General features: G+C 41.3%; 17 protein-coding genes. 4 read left to right on the plus strand and 13 right to left on the minus strand.

Annotated features, from left to right (window positions below; translation table 11 throughout):
* Positions 1-42: 42 nt before the first annotated feature.
* Together ABC357_RS15490 and ABC357_RS15495 are read right to left on the minus strand one after the other, a co-directional pair.
* The gene (locus tag ABC357_RS15490) at positions 43-2106 is read right to left on the minus strand and encodes a molybdopterin-containing oxidoreductase family protein (protein ID WP_412888682.1); all 2064 of its coding nucleotides are present in this window, start codon (positions 2104-2106) and stop codon (positions 43-45) included.
* Between the two features lie 696 nt (positions 2107-2802).
* Positions 2803-3891: an NAD(P)-dependent alcohol dehydrogenase gene (locus ABC357_RS15495; protein WP_412888379.1), complete on the minus strand. Its 1089-nt coding sequence runs from the start codon at positions 3889-3891 to the stop codon at positions 2803-2805.
* Positions 3892-4301: 410 nt separating this feature from the next.
* Between ABC357_RS15495 and ABC357_RS15500 the strand changes: the two genes are divergently transcribed.
* A complete protein-coding gene (locus ABC357_RS15500; RefSeq protein ID WP_412888380.1) occupies positions 4302-4784 on the plus strand; it encodes a cysteine hydrolase family protein in 483 nt (160 codons plus the stop codon).
* A 217-nt stretch (positions 4785-5001) separates the two neighbouring features.
* On the opposite strand, the gene ABC357_RS15505 is transcribed toward ABC357_RS15500, so the two are convergent.
* From ABC357_RS15505 to ABC357_RS15530, 6 genes are all read right to left on the minus strand, one after another.
* Positions 5002-5709 carry an ABC transporter ATP-binding protein gene (locus ABC357_RS15505; protein WP_412888381.1) on the minus strand — a complete coding sequence of 236 codons (708 nt, stop codon included), beginning with the start codon at positions 5707-5709 and terminating at the stop codon, positions 5002-5004.
* Positions 5709-6491: an ABC transporter ATP-binding protein gene (locus ABC357_RS15510; RefSeq protein ID WP_412888382.1), complete on the minus strand. Its 783-nt coding sequence runs from the start codon at positions 6489-6491 to the stop codon at positions 5709-5711. The genes ABC357_RS15505 and ABC357_RS15510 overlap by 1 nt, the downstream gene beginning before the upstream one ends.
* Positions 6466-7428, minus strand: coding sequence for a branched-chain amino acid ABC transporter permease (locus ABC357_RS15515; RefSeq protein ID WP_412888383.1), 963 nt, complete (start codon positions 7426-7428; stop codon positions 6466-6468). Before ABC357_RS15515 ends, ABC357_RS15510 begins: the two co-directional genes overlap by 26 nt.
* A 13-nt stretch (positions 7429-7441) precedes the next feature.
* Positions 7442-8320, minus strand: coding sequence for a branched-chain amino acid ABC transporter permease (locus ABC357_RS15520; RefSeq protein WP_412888384.1), 879 nt, complete (start codon positions 8318-8320; stop codon positions 7442-7444).
* A gap of 63 nt (positions 8321-8383) precedes the next feature.
* Complete coding sequence (locus ABC357_RS15525) at positions 8384-9574, minus strand: ABC transporter substrate-binding protein (RefSeq protein ID WP_412888385.1); 1191 nt, start codon at positions 9572-9574, stop codon at positions 8384-8386.
* Between the two features lie 573 nt (positions 9575-10147).
* Entirely contained in the window at positions 10148-12085 is a 1938-nt protein-coding gene (locus ABC357_RS15530) for a heavy metal translocating P-type ATPase (RefSeq protein WP_412888683.1), read from the minus strand.
* Positions 12086-12393: 308 nt separating this feature from the next.
* Between ABC357_RS15530 and ABC357_RS15535 the strand changes: the two genes are divergently transcribed.
* From ABC357_RS15535 to ABC357_RS15545, 3 genes are all read left to right on the plus strand, one after another.
* A complete protein-coding gene (locus ABC357_RS15535; RefSeq protein WP_412888386.1) occupies positions 12394-13047 on the plus strand; it encodes a glycosyltransferase in 654 nt (217 codons plus the stop codon).
* A 137-nt stretch (positions 13048-13184) separates the two neighbouring features.
* Entirely contained in the window at positions 13185-14501 is a 1317-nt protein-coding gene (locus ABC357_RS15540) for a collagen-like domain-containing protein (protein ID WP_412888387.1), read from the plus strand.
* A 334-nt stretch (positions 14502-14835) separates the two neighbouring features.
* The gene (locus ABC357_RS15545; protein ID WP_412888388.1) at positions 14836-15348 is read left to right on the plus strand and encodes a GNAT family N-acetyltransferase; all 513 of its coding nucleotides are present in this window, start codon (positions 14836-14838) and stop codon (positions 15346-15348) included.
* Positions 15349-15460: 112 nt separating this feature from the next.
* On the opposite strand, the gene ABC357_RS15550 is transcribed toward ABC357_RS15545, so the two are convergent.
* The 5 genes from ABC357_RS15550 to ABC357_RS15570 all read right to left on the minus strand — a co-directional run bounded on the left by ABC357_RS15550 (position 15461) and on the right by ABC357_RS15570 (position 19740).
* Positions 15461-15613, minus strand: a complete 153-nt coding sequence (locus ABC357_RS15550) for a hypothetical protein (protein WP_412888389.1) — start codon at positions 15611-15613, stop codon at positions 15461-15463.
* A 157-nt stretch (positions 15614-15770) separates the two neighbouring features.
* Positions 15771-16220, minus strand: a complete 450-nt coding sequence (locus tag ABC357_RS15555; RefSeq protein WP_412888390.1) for a hypothetical protein — start codon at positions 16218-16220, stop codon at positions 15771-15773.
* 162 nt (positions 16221-16382) lie between these two features.
* On the minus strand, positions 16383-17342 hold the full coding sequence (manA, locus tag ABC357_RS15560; protein WP_412888391.1) for a mannose-6-phosphate isomerase, class I: 960 nt from the start codon (positions 17340-17342) through the stop codon (positions 16383-16385).
* The gene (locus ABC357_RS15565) at positions 17343-18239 is read right to left on the minus strand and encodes an ROK family protein (protein ID WP_412888392.1); all 897 of its coding nucleotides are present in this window, start codon (positions 18237-18239) and stop codon (positions 17343-17345) included.
* Positions 18240-18354: 115 nt separating this feature from the next.
* Positions 18355-19740, minus strand: coding sequence for a glycoside hydrolase family 1 protein (locus tag ABC357_RS15570; protein WP_412888684.1), 1386 nt, complete (start codon positions 19738-19740; stop codon positions 18355-18357).
* Between the last annotated feature and the right edge of the window lie 53 nt (positions 19741-19793).

Raw genomic sequence — 19793 nt, forward strand, 5'->3', positions numbered from 1 at the left:
ACTCCTTCTTCACCTCAGCAGCAAACAAGATTGCCTAGTTAGTTAACAATCATCTTCCCTGTTATTAGCTGCTAGTTTTCCGACAGAAACTCTCCCAGAAAAAAAAGTCGCACCGCCGCCCATGTCTGCAAGACGGTCGGGGGTAAGCGAGTTGACCAGATGTTTCGTTCCTTCGGCTGCTCCCCAAAGGCCTTGAGTAACTGCAACACCCGGAAGGACGCTGTCACCCACATTCGCTTTAAGTATACATTCTCCCCGTTCGTTCCAAACACGGACCGGCTCGCCATTTTTCACTCCCATTCGCTCGGCATCATGGCTATTTAAAAATACTTCAGGTTCCTTTTCAAGGCCCACATGTTTTGATTGGTTCGCAAAGGTCGAGTTTAAAAAGCTATGGTTCGGCCCCGCTATAAATTGGAAGTAGTGGTCGGATTCTCTTTTTAAAGGTATATACGTCGGTAATGGAGGATATCCATCTTGTTTCATTCTTTCTGAATATAGTTCGATTTTTCCGCTCGGTGTCGGCAGCCTGACAGGAAATTCCGCCGTTGCTTTTAAATAATGATGTTGGGTTAACATTTCGTAATTGATTGCATGAATAGAAGAGTTCATGGGGTTATCTAGTGATTGTTCAATTAATTCTGCTTCCGTCTCATCAAAAGCCGTTTCGGTAAAGCCCATTCCTTTAGCCAGCAGCCGGAAAACCTCCACATTTGACTTTGCTTCCCCAAAAGGCTCGATTACAGGTTGTTGAAGCTGGATGTAATGATGCCAATACGATGTATAAAAGTCCATATTTTCAAAGGATGATGTGGCCGGCAAAACAATATCCGCGTATCTTGCCGTTTCCGTTAAAAATAAATCATGGACGACAGTGAATAGATCATCCCGTTTCAATCCTTTATGAACCTTATTGCCAGCTGGAGCAACCACAGCCGGATTACTCCCATATACATAGAGCGATTTTACCGGGGGATCCAAATGGAGCAACACTTCTCCCAACTGGTTCATATTAATCACACGAGTCTCTTGATTTTTCAATAAATCGGGTCGCTGCAGCTTAGCGCTATTGAACGCCAAATAACCTGAATTTCCTTTGATGGCTCCCCCTCCTTTTTCTAGCCATTGCCCGGTTAAAGCAGGAAGACAGGAAATCGTTCTTACAAACATCCCCCCATTGTCATGATGCTGCGGGCCATTTCCTATCCGAATAAAAGCAGGGGAAGTTGTGCCATACATTCTTGCAAGTTGAATAATATCCTCTACCGGAATCCCGGTAATGGAAGATACAGTAATTGGGTCATACTGCAAAACGTGTTCACGCAGTTGCTCATGGCCAATTGTATATCGCTTCAGAAAGGAGGAATCCACCATATTCTCGGCAAATAAAATATGCATTAGCCCCAAGGCCAAAGCAGTGTCTGTTCCTGGTAAAATAGGAATAAACCAGTCTGCTAATTTAGCTGTTTGATTCTTATGGACATCAATAACAATAATTTTGGCTCCGTTTTGTTTACGGGCTTTTTGGGCAAGGACTGCTTGATGCATGTTGGTACTTACGGCATTAATTCCCCAAAAGATAAATAGCTTGGCGTGTATCGTATCCTCAGGATCGGTGCCATAACTGCCGCCCATTGTATAATGATAACCAACTGAGCCGGCTGAATTGCAAATGCTCCTGTCGAGACGGGAGGATTCCAAGCGATTGAAGAAACGTCGGTCCATGCCTTCCGCACTAAGGTTTCCCATATTTCCATAAAAGCTGTATGGCAGAATACTTTCGGCACCTTCGTTTCGCACAAGTTCCTTCCAGCGAGCGGTGATCGTTTCGATAGCTTCCTCCCAACTGATTCGGGCAAATTCTCCTTTCCCTTTTTCTCCAGTGCGCTTCATTGGATATGTAAGCCGGCTTTCATCATAAATTCGTTCAGTCATATTGCGAACCTTATTGCATATAAAACCCTTAGTGACAGGATGGTTCGGGTCACCTTCTACCTTGATAATTTTTCCGTTCTCTTTATGAAGCAGCAATCCGCATTGATCCGGGCAATCTAATGAACAGACAGAAGGGAAAATACCATTCGGGCTATCGACAAAAGAGGGCATAGTCGTTCTCCTTTTCATTGGCGCCAAAGCACCACCTTAATATTTTTTTATTAATTCTACAATCATAAGATAGAATAAATCTTCCTGCAAGCGATCACTTAGCTAATTTACTGAAAATTAAAAAATATTTTTTTCTCGCCTTGTAATTAAAGAATATGCTATGTTTAACACAATAAACCACTTATAAATTATCCCACCCACCCTTTTAATGGCACTTTTAAAAGAAATCATGCTTTCTTTATTAACAATTGCACTTTTTACATGTTGATTTCTTCAGAGCAAAAATCCCCAACCATATGATTGCAGAAAAGATGTTGATGATACACCTAAAGGTCAAAGGTATAAGCAATCAATCATTTCTAAATAGGATAATGGACACTAGTCATTTATTCCCCACTAATAATAGCTCTAACAAAAAAACAAGCACACCCCTTTTTATAATGATGTACTTACTTTTTATTATTGTGCGAAAGAAGCCACCCCTTCGGTCAACCTTCCCTATATGATGCGAAAACTCATACATCCTTTCATAAAAATACCCTTTTGGCATCCATCCTTTGTCAGGTTTGTTCACCAAAACAAAATGAAGACTGTCCATTGACAGTCTTCATTTGCTGCTATTACAGTATAACTTTAGACGATCTTATACAGGTAATCTTGAATGGAATAAGATTTATCGTTTTCAATGTTTCTTGTTTATGAAAACATGATAATTGGTTTTAAAGTCATTCCAGATTCCATATCATGAATGGCTTGATCTAATTCATCCATTCCGTACTTTTTAACTAACTTATCAAAAGGAAACTGGCCTTCCTTGTAATACGCAATAAGTTCCGGGATGAATAGTTTTGGAATAGATTGTCCCTCAACTACTCCTACAAGTGTTTTATTCATCGGAATTAATTCATCATGGATATGAAACTCTAAATTTCCAGACGCTCCAACCACTGCAATCGTTCCCATTGCCCTTACAGAACGAATTGCCTGTAACACTACCGGTGCGATACCTGAAGATTCGATTGCATAGTCTGCACCACCGCCAGTAATATCTTGGATAGCTTCAACAGCGTCCGTTTCACGACTATTCACAACATGCGTTGCACCTAGTTCTTTTGCCAGATTTAATCGATTTTCATGCACATCAACGGCAATAATGGTTTTACAGTTGGCTATTTTTGCCCCCATAACCGCACTTAGTCCAACTGAACCACATCCAAAAATGACAACAGATTCGCCGAAGGAAGGTTTAAGTTTATTCAAAATAGTGCCTGCACCTGTTTGGATACCACATGCCAAAGGTCCAAGCAATGCTAAATCGACATCTTTATCTTCGATCTTTATGGCATTACGGACATTTGCAACACAGTGCGTTGCAAGAGAAGATTGACCAAATAAATTGGATACTTTTTTATCGCCATCCATAATTTTAGAATCAGATAACTCCATTGATGTTCCAAAGTTTTCTTGGAAAAAGTTCTCACATGCACTTGGGTATCCGTTTAAACAATTTTTGCATGTCCCGCAAAAATTAAAAGAGATAACAACATGATCTCCAACTTCAAATTCTGTTACACCTGAACCAATTTTTTCAACGATTCCGGCGCCTTCATGCCCTAAAACAATAGGCATTGGTGTTGGTGTTACTGAATGAAGAACATTAAGATCAGTATGGCATAGCCCTGTCCCCATAATCTTCACTATAATTTCATCCGGACTGATTTCCTTTAACTGTACCCCTTTTAATGAAACGTTACCGTCTTCAGCTACATAAGCTTGAATATTCAACGTGATTTCCCCCTTTATTTCTTGTTGAACTCCTTCATTTATGAAAAGGTTTTCACAAACACTTAAAAAAAGCTTGAGTAAATAATCCTAATAGAGCTATAGCATTCAAACAATAATAAATAAGCTAATTGAAAGCATTCATATTTCACTATTAATGAACAAAGTTCACTATGTAAAGAATAATTTTCAATTGCACAATTGTCAATCTTTTTGACTCACTGCAATTTATCGGGAGAAAATCAATATAAGGAGGCTTTGATGGACGTATTCTTATGCCCTATTAGCTCAGAATGGGATCAATTTCAGACTCTACCTTTAACATACAACGTACTTACCCATTCTGCCTAAAACGATATATGCTATTATTTATTTATACAGCCAAGGACATCCTCATATAGGAGAGAATTCGAATGAAAGCACTATTAGTAATCGATATGCAACAAGACTACATAGGAGAGATGAGAAATAAAAAAAGATATACCTATGAAGTTGGAACACTAATAGATCATGTAAATGCTCGAATTACAAACTTTCAACAAAACGGCAATCTAATTATCTACATTCTCAATAAGAAAATCACAAAGGCTCATGGAGAGGTCATTTCTGAAATCGATAAGAGAGTAAAGATGGCTTCACCTATTATGTTTGATAAAAATAAATCCAGTTGCTTTTCGAATAGTGAATTTGCAGGATTTCTACGTTTAAAACGAGTGTCAGAAATTGAGTGTGTTGGAGTAGATGGAAATTTTTGCGTTGCCCAAACTGCTTTATCTGCCATACAAGCAGGCTACACCGTCATTTTTCCATGCAGTTGCATCGGGGTTATGAATCAAGTCCGTTTCACAAAAACTAAGCAACGGTTATCACAAAAGGGAATCAAAGTAATTGAATAATATAATGAGTTTGTAGTGTTAAAGAAGGGAATGCATTTAGACTTTAAGTGAGGCGGGACAACCGAATACACAGGTTCTCATTATTGCTGGAATTGGCTAGTTCAGCTAGCTAATAAATCCAACAAAGAAAAGTACATCACATTGTAAATGATGTACTTTTCTTTGTTTAATCAATTGCCACTACCATCTCAGAGTGTGCCCTTTATTGTGAAACTGTTTAATGACCGCCCAAATAGGCTTTTTTAATGTCTTCACTTGCCGTAAGTTCTCCCGCATTGCCTGATAATACAATCCTGCCTGTTTCCACAACATATGCCCGATCGGCTATAGAAAGCGCCAAATTCGCATTTTGTTCCACCAGCAGAACAGTGGTGCCTGATTGGTTGATTTCTTCAATAATAGTAAAGATTTGTTTGACCAATAGCGGAGCCAAACCCATAGAAGGCTCATCCAGCAATAACAGTTTAGGCTTTGCCATTAAAGCACGTCCCATAGCAAGCATCTGCTGTTCACCTCCAGACAACGTCCCGGAAAGCTGTTTTTTTCTTTCAAGCAAACGGGGAAAAAGCTCATACACTTTTTGTTCATCCTCCCTAAGGGCAGTCTTGTCTTTTCGCAGATAAGCACCGAGCTGAAGATTTTCTTCAACTGACATATTAGCAAAAACACGTCTTCCCTCAGGCACATGTGAAATCCCCTGCTTCACTATATATTGCGCTGCCTTACCGGCTATTGTTTTTCCATCATACAGAATCTCCCCGCGTTTCGGTTTAAGTAGGCCGGATATCGTCTTAAGCAAAGTACTCTTTCCTGCACCGTTAGCACCTATCAATGTGACAATTTCCCCTTCGTTCACTTCCAACGTTACTCCCTTAAGAGCTTGTATATTGCCGTAATAAACATTGACGTCATTGATTTTCAGCATTATGATGTCACCTCCTCGCCAAGATACGCTTCGATGACCTTCGGATTATTGCGGATTTCCTCCGGATTCCCCTGGGCGATCAACTGTCCGTGGTCAAGCACATAAATCCTCTCGCATACACCCATAACAAGCGGCATATCATGTTCAATCAACAGGACGGTCAGATTGAATTTTTCCCGTATAAACGAAATCAATTTCATTAACGATTGTGTTTCCTGAGGATTCATTCCGGCAGCGGGTTCATCCAGAAGCAATAATTTCGGATTGGCAGCCAATGCCCTGGCAATTTCCAGGCGGCGCTGCTGCCCATAAGGCAAGTTCTTCGCCAATTCATTTTGATAAATATCAAGGTTGAAGATTTTCAGGAATTCCACCGCTTTTTCATCCATTTCCTTTTCGCCTTTAAAAAAAGAAGGCATCCGAAAAATAGAGCCGATGATTCCATGCTTTGCCAACGAATGGTAGGCTACTTTAACATTGTCAATCACACTCATATCGCCGAACAGGCGAATATTTTGGAATGTACGGCAAATTCCTTTTTGATTGATTTTATAGGGAGGAAGCTTTTTCAATCTTTCACCCTCAAGCATAATGCTTCCTTCTGTCGGCACATAAACACCCGTCAATAAATTGAAGAAGGTCGTTTTTCCAGCTCCGTTCGGACCGATTAAACCAACCAATTCTCCAGGAAATAATTCTATATTCACATCAGACACAGCCTTTAATCCGCCAAAGCGGATTCCGACCGAATCGACTTTAAGTAATGGATTGGTTCCTGTCATTCTTTTCCCCTCCTTTACGTTTAAAGTAACCGGTCAATTCCTTCGTGCCCATCAAGCCTTGAGGTCGATAAATCATCATGACAATCAGCACCAGGCTGTAAATAATCATTCTTGTGTCCGGAAAATCCTGCAGAAAAGTAGTGACCACACTTAAAAGAATAGCCGCCAGCACAGAGCCGGATAAGCTTCCAAGTCCACCAAGCACAACAAAAATCAAAATATCGAATGATTTCAGGAACCCAAAGTTCGAAGGCTGTATGATATAGAAGTTATGCGAATATAAACCTCCTGCAATGCCTGCAAAAAAGGCACCTATTGCAAAAGCGATGACTTTATAATAGGTAGTATTAATTCCCATTGAATCGGCTGCGGTTTCATCTTCGCGTACTGATAGACACGCCCGTCCATGTGTCGAATTCGTAAAATTCCTTATGGCAAGAATCGTAATTAACACTGAAGCAAATACCCAAGGCCATGTTGTCAAATGGGTTACCACCATTCCGCTTGCACCGCCGACATAATCAATATTAAAAAGAAAAACCTTCACAATTTCCCCGAAACCCAACGTGGCAATCGCTAAATAATCTCCTTTCAGCCGTAAACTCGGTATACCAATCACAAGCCCGGCCAAAGCTGCAACGATGCCTCCAATCAGTAAAGAAACAATAAATGGAAGGTCAAATTTCATGGTGATAATGGCAGACATATAGGCACCAACTGCCAAAAATCCAGCATGCCCAATCGAAAATTGCCCCGTGATGCCAATAATTAAGTGAAGGCTTGTAGCCAAAATGATATTGATCCCGATCAGCATAAGCGTGTTCACATAAAATGGATTTAACGAACCGCCGCTGATCATAAATTGAATGACACCAAAAAAGGCCAATGAAAGTAAAATCGAGAGCCAAAATCCTTTTGACCGCTTATATGTCCCCATAACATTGTCTCCCTTATACTTTTTCTTTTTTATTTTTCCCGAACAACCCTTGAGGCCTGAAGATAAGAATTAAAATAAGAACAATAAATGCTACACCATCACGCCATAAGGAATACCCGACCGCACTTACCAATGCCTCAATGACCCCAAGCAGGAGCCCTCCCACCATTGCGCCGGGGATAATGCCTATACCGCCGAGCACTGCTGCGACAAATGCCTTCAATCCTGGCAGGACACCCATCAAAGGCTCAATTTTAATATAATAAATGCCAAATATCACACCTGCAGCTCCAGCGAGAGCGGAACCGATTGCAAAAGTAGCAGAAATCGTATTATTGACGTTTATCCCCATCAGCTTTGCGGCATCCGCATCAAAGGAAACAGCACGCATAGCTCTTCCTATCTTCGTCTTATTGACAATCAACTGCAGCAGGATCATCAGTATAACTGATACCGTAAAAATCAATATGGATTTACTATTGATTGTGATGCCGAACAAATCGATATTCTTTGTGGCCAAAACATCATTCGGATACGCCTCCGGCTGGGCTCCCCGAATATAAATAAAACCGTATTCGATCAACAGCGACATGCCGATTGCTGTTATTAATGCAGCAATCCTAGTCGCATTCCGTAAAGGCTTGTAAGCAATCCGTTCGATCAGCATCCCGAACAGGGCACAAACCACCATCGAAATCAGCAAGGCAGGAATGAAGGGCAAATCCAACACAGTAATGGAATAGAAGCCTACAAACGAACCGACCATGAACACATCGCCATGTGCAAAATTGATTAGCTTCACGATTCCGTAGACCATCGTGTAGCCTAGTGCAATGAGGGCGTATATACTGCCAAGAGAAAGCCCATTAATGAGCTGTTGAATCATTTCCATGTTTTTTCCCCTCTCTATTAACCCAAAATAGGAGGCTCTTTCGCCTCCCATTCTTATCAGACATTATTTTGGATCAATTTTTGCTTTATACGTCTGGACACCATCGACAAATTCAAGAATAGTGGCAGACTTAATCGGGTTATGCTTATCATCCAATGTAAAATTGCCGGAAACGAGCTTCAAATCTTTTGTTTCTTCTAATGCATCTTTGATTTTCTTGGAATCCGCTGAACCAGCTCGCTTAATGGCATCTGCAAGCAGGTATCCTGTGTCATAGCCGAGTGCATTGAATGCATCTGGAGATTTGCCGGAATAGTTCTTACCGAACGCATCTACGAAGTTTTGGATGGTTTCGCTTGGATCCCCAGAGGAATAATGGTTAGTGATGAACGTATTATTCAATGCTTCTTTTCCTGCAATTTCAATAAGCTTAGGAGAATCCCAGCCGTCCCCTCCCATGAAAGGAACGTTTAAACCCGCTTCACGCGCTTGCTTCACGATCAAGCCAACCTCTTCATAATACCCAGGAAGGAAAATGAAATCCGGTTTTTCAGCTTTAAGGCGGGTCAATGTCGCACGGAAATCAGTGTCTTTCGCAACAAACGCTTCCGGCTTAATCACTTCTCCTCCGTTCTTTTTGAATTGCTTAGCGAATGCATCTGCCAAGCCTTTAGAATAATCGCTTGAACTATCTAAATAAATGGCTGCTTTTTTCGCTTTCAGTTCCTGTGAAGCAAAATTGGCCGCCACTGTTCCTTGAAATGGATCGATGAAACAGGTTCTGAAAATATAATCATTCAGCTTTCCATCCTTGAATGTAAGATCAGGGCTTGTTCCTGTCGGAGTGATAACAGGAATTTTATTATCCTGCGCTATCTGGATTTGTGCGGTAGTATCACCGCTCGTGGCCGCTCCGACAATCGCTGAAACCTGGTCTTGGGAAATCAATTTCAATGCGGCACTGGTCGCTTCGGAAGCATCCGACTTATTGTCGACCTTCACAATTTTGATTTTCTTGCCGTCAACGCCGCCATCTTTATTAATTTCTTTAATAGCTAAATCCAAGCCTTCATAAATGGATTGTCCATAAGATGCAACCCCTCCGGATAATTCCAGATTGGCCCCTATCTTAATCACCTCTCCTTTTTCACCTGAGCTGTCACTGCTAGTTTTGCCGGACTCGCCGCAACCTGCCAATGATCCAGCTACGATTGCAAGGGACATTGCTATTCCTGCCAGCTTTTTCTTTTTCATATTAACCCCCTAAAATAATGTCTTTTTAGATAATATCTGACTTTTCTAAATATTTTTAACAATATTTATTAGCAATATATTACATTAGAATCAACTGTTCGTCTATATGTTTTTACTTTTATACAATAAAAATTTTTCCTCATTTTTCGCATACTTTTTCTATTATTTTATATATATCAATTTGATAACAAAGAACTTTTCATTATGTCAAACGCTTTGGGTACCGGGTATCAAAAACCTTGATACGGCAGCATTATATACCTGTTTAGTTCTTTTAAATAAAAATCGACAACAATAGTCATAAAAAAAAGACAAGTTAACCACTATGGAATATAGAATTAAACTCCTTATTTCATTTGCTGTTTATTATTATATTTATATAAATTAATTCAGATTTATCACCAACACAAAAAGCCCCCAATATCTATTCAGGGACTTTTTGTGCGCTACTATTTTTTATCACATGCATCTATATAACCTTCTTATAAAATAGAAGAAAACTATTAAATCATTATTCTATGATTCCATACTTAGTTTTCCAGAAAAAGTCTGTCTCTTTTCCATCCATTCAATTCAAGACCATCGCATCGGTCTTAACAATCTCAAACCGTTCAAGATGACTAAAATGGTACTTCCTTCATGGCCGATGACACCATATGGAAGATTGATGAATTGCAAGAAATTAGAGCAAATCAGCACAACGATTACAGTTAAAGAAAAAATGACATTTTGTTTTATGATCTTATTCATTTTTCTAGATAATAGCACCGCTTCAGCAATCAGGGAAAGATTGTTTTTCATAAGAACGACATCTGCTGTTTCCAATGCGACATCCGTACCTTCCCCCATAGCAATCCCAATGGAAGCTGTCGCGAGTGCAGGAGCGTCATTAATGCCATCACCAACCATCGCTACTGTTCCATACTCTTGCTTAAGCTTTTTCAATTCATCCACTTTTGTTTCAGGAAGGCACTCAGCCACATAACCATCAATATGGCTTTCTTCGGCAATGGCTCTAGCCGTTGCCATGCCGTCACCTGTCAGCATGATTGTATGGACGCCGACAGACTTTAATTTTTCGATAGCCTCTATTGTTTCCTTCCGCACCATATCCTTCAATGTAATGAGCCCAGCAATTCCTTTTTCATCCCGTACGTAAACGATTGTCTTTCCTTCTCCGGCCAATTTCTTGCCAATCCCATCCTGGAATCTGTATGCTTCTTCCCTATCGACAAAATCAGCCTTGCCTACTTTCCATTGTTTTCCGCCAAATGTGGCTTGCGCGCCAAACCCGGAAATGTCTTCTGATGTATCCGGCTTGATACATTCGATGCTCGTATGTTCACTTGCATATTTTACAATCGATTGCGCAAGTGGATGATTTGAATATTTTTCGACAGAAGCCACATAAAGAAGGAACTCTTCCTTCGTAAGGTCATCCCTGAACAATACATCATTGACCTCTGGTTTTCCTTTAGTCAAAGTTCCCGTCTTATCCATGGCAATAGCCTTCAAGTTACCTAGATTTTCAATGTGCACTCCGCCTTTGAATAAAATCCCCCGGCGCGCGCCATTCGATATGGCTGAAAGAGTTGCAGGCATAATGGATGCCGCCAATGCACAAGGTGACGCGACTACTAAAAGCACCATTGCCCGATACACCGTTTCATTCCAACTCCAACCCAAAACAAAATGTGGCAAAAACATCATGATCCCAACCGCTATCAGTACAATATTGACATAAGTCCCTTCAAACTTTTCAATAAAAAGCTGTGACGGCGATTTTTCACTTTGTGCAGATTGTACAAGTTGAATGATTTTCTGGAAGAGTGTTTCTTCCTGCTCTTTTGTGATTTCAACAACAATAGTTCCACGCAGATTGACGGTACCGGCAAATACTTCATCGCTTTCCTTTTTGCTGACAGGCAGTGATTCCCCCGTTATGGCAGCTTCATCTATATGTGTAGAGCCGTCAACAATCATTCCATCAGAAGGTACACGTTCTCCGGCTTTAATCAAAATTCTGTCACCTATTTGCAAATCGGCAACCGCCACTTTTCGTTCCTTGCCATCCAACTGAAGCAAGATTGCCTCTTCAGGCTGCAATTCCATGAGAGAGGAAATTTCTTTATGGCTCTTATTCATTGTGTACGTTTCGAGAGCGCCACTCAGTGAAAAGATAAAAATAAGAATGGCTCCTTCTGTCCAGTATCCAATAATCGAAGATCCGATGGCTGCCAAAATCATTAAAATCTCAACATTCAGACGCTTACTTTCAATTGTATCTATTATTCCTTCTTTCGCCTTGGCATATCCGCCAATTACAAAAGCCAAAATGAACAATATAATTGATAATGTTTGTTCGTGATTGTTGGATAAAATCCATCCTGCCAAAATAAAGATGCCGCTGACTATAGCAGCTATCAGTTCAATGTGCTCCCTAATGATCCCCCATATATTGCCTTCATTCTGAGTTGTCTCCCCCATACTAATCCTCCCGTTCTTATTTATAATTATTTTAATTTAATTTTATATTTACCTTATTTTTTTCTACAACCTGTATATAAAAGATACCAAAATCTAATCAAACCGTCAATCTAATTGATAAAAATTATATTCTAATTGATAATACTTATCAATAAAACTTTATTTTATCTTAATTAAACACTTAATAAATGATAATAATTATTATGTAATCATTATGCAAAATTAGTATTAGAGATTCCCTTTTTTTACTCCTTCTGCTTCGAAAGCAGAGTAAACATTGGATTAATAACAAATACTATCGGCATTCAATTATGAAATATAAAGGAGAAATTATGTTGAAAAAAATATGTATAAAAAGTGCAGTTATCTGTTTCTCAACAATCATCATTATGATGTACACAATGCCCCAAATCAGCGCTGAAACGATGCAGCCTGAACAATCCTCTTATAATTCAGACTTCGGATTAAGATGTGGCATGAGAAAACTTTGGATTGATCATACTTTTTGGACCAAAAGCTACATCGTAAGTGCCCTAGAAAATTTGCCGGATAAGGAAAAAGTGTTAGCCCGATTACTTAAGAATCAAAAAGATATCGGAAATGCCATTAAACCATACTATGGTGAAGCAGCAGGAGACGAACTTACAAAGCTCTTAACAGAACATATCCTCATTGCAGGAAAAATAGTGGACGCAGCCCAAAAAGGAGAGCAGGGAAATCTTAAGGCATTGGATGCAGAATGGCATAGGAATGCAGATGAGATTGCTGAATTCCTAAGTAAGGCGAATCCCTACTGGTCATACGCAAACTTAAAAAATCTTTTGTATATACACCTGAAATTTGTTGCTGATCAAGCTGTAACCAGACTGAAAAAGGACTACGATGCTGAAATTGAAGCATTTGACGAAGGAGAAGATCATATTCTCAAATTGGCAGATGCCTTGTCTGAAGGGATTATTAAGCAATTCCCTCAAAAATTTAAATAATACTAGATACGGCCCAAATATACTTTGGGCTTTTTATTTGTCTCTATTGCTTTAAACCTCAAAGGAACAAAGAAAGGATAATCGTCATATTCTATATCTATGGTTTAATGAAACATCTGTCCAAGGATGTGAGGAATTTGATATGTCATAAATGCGGAAGAAAAACACCTGATTACTGTGTATGTCAAATGTGCGGTATTGTTCCCGTTCCATTAATTGGCCCTACTGGGAACACAGGCACTACCGGGGCTACTGGAACAACGGGAGCTATCGGAAACACAGGCGCCACTGGGGCTACTGGGCCTATTGGAAACACAGGCGCTACTGGACCTGCTGGCTCTTCCGGCGCTATCGGAAACACGGGCGCCACCGGGGCTATCGGGCCTGCTGGTGCTACCGGCCCTATCGGAAACAGAGGTGCCACTGGGGCTACTGGTTCTACCGGCCCTATTGGAAACACAGGCGCTACTGGGGCTACCGGGCCTGCTGGTCCTAACGGCCCTATCGGAAACACAGGCGCTACTGGGGCTACCGGGCCTGCTGGTCCTAACGGCCCTATCGGAAACACAGGTGCAACTGGGGCTACTGGTTCTACCGGCCCTATTGGAATCACAGGCGCTACTGGGGCCACCGGGCCTGCTGGCGCTATCGGAATCACAGGCGCCACTGGGGCTACTGGGCCTGCTGGTGCTACCGGCCCTACCGGAAACACAGGTGCCACTGGGGCTACTGGGCTTGCTGGTGCTACCGGCCCTATCGGCGACACAGGCGCCACTGGGGTTACAGGACCTGCTGGTGCTATCGGAATCACAGGCGCCACTGGGGTTACAGGACCTGCTGGCTCTTCCGGCCCTATTGGAAACACAGGTGCAACTGGGGCTACCGGGCCTGCTGGGGCTACCGGCGCTATCGGAATCACAGGCGCCACTGGGGCTACCGGGCCTGCTGGCGCTACCGGGGCTATCGGAAACACAGGTGCTACCGGGGCTATCGGGCCTGCTGGCGCTACTGGAAGCACCGGACCAGGTGGGGCTACAGGACTTCTTAATCAAATTGTATTCGGTACAAATGCTGAATTGCCTCTCCAACTCTCTACTCCGCCTACCGCGGTAGATTTATCTTCTGTTACAATCACTGTCTCTAATGCGGCCAACATAGTGTTTTTGACAGTTTCCATCGACTCGGAAACAAGTTCATCCAATGTAGGAACTGTCCCTCTTAGGGGAAATACTATGTTGTACAGCGTCACAAGAACTGCTCCCAGCCAATTCATAAGGGCCGTCGGGGATACAGACTTTGACAATAACGTCACAACTTTTACGATGAGAGACCAGCCGGGCATCGGTACATTTACCTATACTTTAACCGGCAGCCTTATTCAATCGACGCCTCCCGCAATGAATGAAGTTATAAAAACCATCGTCTTCTCAGCCGAAGAAATCGGTCCCGTATAAGCCTCCTACTAAAAAACGATCTATATTAAAAAAGATGGCTGCGCAGCATTCAAACGCAGCCATCTTTAATTCAAACCATAATTCCCATTCAGTTATGATAAAGCATTGGGACTGCACAATTCTTCACAACTCATATCAACCTCCCCTCGCAAGCATTCTCTCTCGATTGTATTGCCCGACATTTCAAGATGCCACCATTGAGCCGAGTTATCTACTCGTTTGGATATATATTGAATCCAGCTCTTTATGACTCTTCAAAACAACTATTTATGTAAAAATATTAAAAGGAGTATCTCTTTTCATATAGAAAAAATAGAGGAAGGGGGGATTTTATATGTTCATTGAAACTAGAAGGCTGCAGATTCGGTTATTTGAACCCAGTGATTGGCCGTCACTTTATACATACACTTCAAATGGTCACGTAATGAAGTATATACCAGAAGGAACGCTTTCCGAGGATGAGGCGAAAACCTTCGTGAATGATCATCTCGGCGATGATGCCAAATACTTTCCTGTTGTTTTAAAAGCGGGCGGGGCTATGATAGGGCATATCGTTTTCCATCCATACTTCGGAGACCATACTTATGAGATTGGGTGGGTGTTTAACCCTGACTACCATAACAAGGGGTACGCGACTGAAGCAGCCCGTGCTATATTGGATTTCGGTTTTAACAAGATGAAGCTGCATAGGATAGTAGCCACTTGCCAGCCGCAAAACGAACCTTCCTTCCGTGTAATGGAAAAAATCGGCATGAGAAGGGAAGGATTTTTCAAAAAGTGCATTCCTCATGAAAGTGAATGGTGGGATGAGTATTATTACGCCATTTTGAGCGAGGAATTTCAGTAGAAAAGGAACTCGGGGATTCTTAAATAATAATATCGTTCCTTGGATGATAAAACGTGTTAGCGAGCATTCGGCACAGAAATAAGAAGCCATAAGGGCTTCTTTTTCTTTCGTGTTATAAATTTTCATTCACTTGCCCAATCTCCTTGGCAGCCAACAATAGATTGGCTTCTTCCTGTTTCCTTAGCTTATCGATTGAATCACCCGCATGCTTAAGATCATTTTTCACTAATTCTTTTTCTTTATAGCCATCGTTTTGCTTATTCATAGGATTTGCCCCTTTTCAGCATTTGTTATGTCTTTATCATTACTGTTCGATCATTTGTGACATTTTATTCACCATTTATGGAGCAAACAAGCCATAATAAAAAGAAGCCTATTGCCCTGGCTCCTTAAAAAAGCAAATTGGCTGCAGCAACCTTGTTTTATTCTTTGACTGATAGAACAACGTCCGCATAAAACCTGCCATCCAATGTTAGTTCATAGCGCCATAAACCACTTTTGGGAATGGCAAAGGTTGCCGTGAATCGCCCTAGTGTTGAGTATCCCTGCGAAGGCTCCACTATTTTTTCAGGAGGCAAGACATTTATTTTTTCACCTGTTTCTTTATGCTGGGCATGAATAGCCAATTCTTTCCCTTTAAAGTCATCAAAAGCGGCAGTGAAATGGAATAGGTAGCCAAAAGGCTTCCCCGCTGAAAGGTAGGGATCCGGTGCAACACTCAATAAAACCTTTCCATCTTTCTTATATTCATTCCGCACTGCCCAATTTACTTTTTCTTCTTTTTCTTGCTCCTTTTCAGTTTCTATTGAGCAGGCTGATAATGCAAATAGTGCTGCTATAAGCAAGCTGCCTATTATCCAGGATTTTCTCATGCCATCCCATCCCTCCCTTTCCATAAAAAAGAGGAACTGCCAAAGCAACTCCTCTTCCTTTTATAAACTAATTCTTTTTTCAACCACATATTCCTCTTTTAATTGTCAGGAAATCAAAAAAACGTATAATATCCTTTGCGCTTTGCATAAGCAGCTTGTCAGTTACATATTCGACACGATTAATTCGAGTAAGCCCTCCACCATAAAATTTCCGAAGTTTGCAGGAAGTATAAAATGATCCCCTTTTTTCAGGCTATATTCCTTAAAGCCATGTTTTAAGGTACCCTCGCCTTTAATGACACTGCATAAAGTATACGTTCCCAATTTCTCAAATGATGCACATCCTGTCATTTCCCATTTGTAGACAGAAAAGAAATCGGATTCTATAAATGTAGTGATTACCGCATGTTCCCTTTTCTCTTCAACAGGGTCTATGCCCACAATGGATTGGGGAATTTTTATAACATCAAGTGCTTTATCAAGATGGAGTTCCCTTATGTTGCCCTCTTCATCTTTTCTATGATAGTCAAAGATTCGATAGGTTGTATCCGAACTTTGCTGTGTTTCTAGAATAAACGTACCCTCACATAAAGCATGGACTGTTCCGCTTGGCACATAAAAAAAGTCTCCAGGCTTGATTTTAATGCGCTGCAGCAACTCATTCCAGTTCCCTTCCGACATTTGTCTCTTCCATTCTTCCCTTGTTCGGGCAGTATGCCCTAAAATCAATTCGGCATCTTCTTTACAATCAATGACATACCAGCATTCCGTTTTACCTAATTCTCCATTTTCATGGGCTTTGGCATAGGCATCATCGGGATGCACCTGGACGGATAAATCCATATTGGCATCCAGGATTTTCGTCAGCAAAGGGAACATTTTTTCTTTAGGATGTCCGAATAAGCCAGGATGTTCTTCCCATAATTCCTTTAATGATTTTCCTGCAAAAGAACCGTTTAGGATGATCGATAGTCCTTGTGGATGTGCTGAAACAGCCCAGCACTCTCCTGTAAGCTCTGAAGGAATTTCATAGCCATAGCGATCGCGCAATGCTGTTCCACCCCATAATCTTTCTTTGAACACCGGTTGTAAAAATAAAGGTTCCAATCGTTTCACCTCCATCTACATGTATCCTTCTTTTACTTGTTTGCGATACGCATCCACTGCTAAAAGAAGGGCACCTGTGATTCCGGCGTTATCTCCCAAACCCGGGTTGACAATATACCCGCTACCATCATCTACTATTTCTGATACATCCAAATAGCCGTTCAGCAGCTCTCGAAGGTGTTTTTGTACAAAAGGGATTATTTGCGCTTGTTTCATGACACCGCCACCAAGAATGATTCTCTTTGGCGAGAGGATCAATAGATATTGCATGAGTGCCTGAGCTAGGTAATAGCCTTCCAAATCCCACACTTCTTCCTTTTCCTGCAATAAATGTCCTTTTTTCCCCCATCGTTCTTCTATAGCCGGCCCTGATGCAAGCCCTTCCAGACAATCCTTATGATAAGGGCATGTTCCAACAAATGGATCATCTTTATGCCGTTTAATTAAAATATGGCCCATCTCCGGATGAGATAAGCCTTGAAGAAGGGTTCCATTGACGACGGCTCCTCCGCCGATACCGGTTCCGACCGTTACGTATAGACAACTATCCAACCCTTTTGCTGCACCTAAAGTAGCTTCACCAAGCGCTGCTACATTTACATCGGTATTGAGCCCTATTGGGATATGTAAATGTTCCTTCAAATCTTTAATCATAGAATAGTTTTTCCATTTAACTTTCGGTGGCGATGTGATTGTTCCATATTGAGGATCATCTTCATTTACAATAACGGGACCAAAGGATCCAATTCCAATCGCACTTATTTGCTTTTTCTTAAAAAAAGCAATGACCTGATCCATTGTTTCCCCGGGATCAGTAGTAGGAATCTCCATTCTTTCCAGCACCGTTCCATCTTCATAGCCATAGGCGCAAACAAATTTTGTCCCTCCTGCCTCAATTGCTCCCAAAAGCATGGCAGCACCTCCTATATGACATTGGTTATCTACACGCCGGGTTCCTTAAAGCATCTTATTTGCAAGGGAGATGGCTTTCCGCTCCCTCTCCCTTGCACTATAGCTGTACTATTCCTCAAAAGCCATTATTTTCAGCCACACTTTTGATCCAATAACCGCTCTTTTTAATAGACCGTTCGCCATCTTTATCCAGATTGACAGATACAAAACCATAGCGGTTTTTATAGGCATTCGACCAAGACCAGTTGTCCATGAAAGTCCATAAATGGTAGCCCTTCACATTAGCCCCTTCTTGAATTGCCTTGTGCGCCCATTCTAAATGCCCTTTAATAAAATCAATGCGGTAATCATCTTCGATCATTCCGTCAGCGTTACGGAATTTCTCCTCTCCCTCCACACCCATTCCATTTTCAGAAATGAAGCACTCGATATTTCCGTAATTTTCTTTCAGATTCATTAAAATATCATATATGCCTTTTTCGTAGATTTCCCAGCCACGGTGCGGATTCATTTTGCGGCCAGGCATTACATAGTTATCGAAATAATGGTCTGGCATAAATGGACTATCAGGATTCGGCATATATTCCTTCGCTTTGACACGCCGCGGCTGATAATAATTCACTCCCAGAAGGTCCACTGTATTATTCTTGATGACATCCAGGTCGCCCTCCTCCATAATAGGCATAAAATCCCGCTCCTTCAAGACATCGATTAACTCTCTAGGAAACTCGCCTTTAACGGATGGATCTAAGAAAGAACGATTAAAGAAGGCATCGCACATAATGGAAGCTTTCACATCAGCAGGATGCTGGCTCCGTGGATAGGATGGCGTCAAATTCAATATAATGCCGATTTTTCCGCCTAATTGAAGGCGTTTATACACTTCAATTGCTTTAGCGCTAGAAAGAATCGTATGATAGGCAACCTGGACAGCCTTTCGGAAATTGACTTCATTCGGATAATGGAAATCGTATAAATATCCCCCTTCAACCGGAACAATTGGTTCATTATGTGTAAACCACTTTTGGACACGGCCGCCGAATTCCCTAAAGCACGTTTCCGCATAATCTACATAAGCCTCAACGACTTTCCGATTATTCCAACCGCCTATTTCCTGCATGGCCATCGGCATATCAAAATGATACAGGCCAACGAATGGTTCGATTCCTTGCGCTATTAATTCATCAATTACATTATTGTAAAATTCGATAGCCTTTCCATTTGCCTCTCCTGTTCCATTCGGGAACATGCGCGACCAAGAGATGGACATTCGGAACGAATTATGCCCGATTTCTTTCATTAAAGCGATATCTTCCTTATATTTCGTATAGAACTGTGATGTCTTCTCCGGTCCGACACCATCAAAGAATCGATTCGGCTGCTTTTCATACCAATGATCCCAAATATTTTTCCCTTTTCCATCCGCATCCGACGCTCCTTCCGTTTGAGTTGCGGATGCCGCCGATCCCCACCAAAAGTTTTCTGGAAAGCGATAAGTCAATTCATTATTAGTATTCAAATTAAACTCTCCTTACTATAGCTATTTCTATATCT

The sequence above is a fragment of the Bacillus kalamii genome (assembly GCF_047238185.1).
In the GTDB taxonomy this organism is placed as follows: Bacteria; Bacillota; Bacilli; order Bacillales; family DSM-1321; genus Bacillus_AD.

What these genes read in the sequence shown, in the direction of transcription:
- ABC357_RS15515 (WP_412888383.1), bottom strand. Translation starts at nt 7,428, where the DNA reads ATGGGGACATATAAGCGGTCAAAAGGATTTTGGCTCTCGATTTTACTT.
- ABC357_RS15555 (WP_412888390.1), bottom strand. Translation starts at nt 16,220, where the DNA reads ATGAGAAAATCCTGGATAATAGGCAGCTTGCTTATAGCAGCACTATTT.
- ABC357_RS15500 (WP_412888380.1), top strand. Translation starts at nt 4,302, where the DNA reads ATGAAAGCACTATTAGTAATCGATATGCAACAAGACTACATAGGAGAG.
- ABC357_RS15565 (WP_412888392.1), bottom strand. Translation starts at nt 18,239, where the DNA reads ATGCTTTTGGGAGCAATTGAGGCAGGAGGGACAAAATTTGTTTGCGCC.
- ABC357_RS15505 (WP_412888381.1), bottom strand. Translation starts at nt 5,709, where the DNA reads ATGCTGAAAATCAATGACGTCAATGTTTATTACGGCAATATACAAGCT.
- ABC357_RS15550 (WP_412888389.1), bottom strand. Translation starts at nt 15,613, where the DNA reads ATGAATAAGCAAAACGATGGCTATAAAGAAAAAGAATTAGTGAAAAAT.
- ABC357_RS15525 (WP_412888385.1), bottom strand. Translation starts at nt 9,574, where the DNA reads ATGAAAAAGAAAAAGCTGGCAGGAATAGCAATGTCCCTTGCAATCGTA.
- ABC357_RS15535 (WP_412888386.1), top strand. Translation starts at nt 12,394, where the DNA reads ATGTTGAAAAAAATATGTATAAAAAGTGCAGTTATCTGTTTCTCAACA.
- ABC357_RS15510 (WP_412888382.1), bottom strand. Translation starts at nt 6,491, where the DNA reads ATGACAGGAACCAATCCATTACTTAAAGTCGATTCGGTCGGAATCCGC.
- ABC357_RS15520 (WP_412888384.1), bottom strand. Translation starts at nt 8,320, where the DNA reads ATGGAAATGATTCAACAGCTCATTAATGGGCTTTCTCTTGGCAGTATA.
- manA (WP_412888391.1), bottom strand. Translation starts at nt 17,342, where the DNA reads ATGGAGGTGAAACGATTGGAACCTTTATTTTTACAACCGGTGTTCAAA.
- ABC357_RS15545 (WP_412888388.1), top strand. Translation starts at nt 14,836, where the DNA reads ATGTTCATTGAAACTAGAAGGCTGCAGATTCGGTTATTTGAACCCAGT.
- ABC357_RS15490 (WP_412888682.1), bottom strand. Translation starts at nt 2,106, where the DNA reads ATGCCCTCTTTTGTCGATAGCCCGAATGGTATTTTCCCTTCTGTCTGT.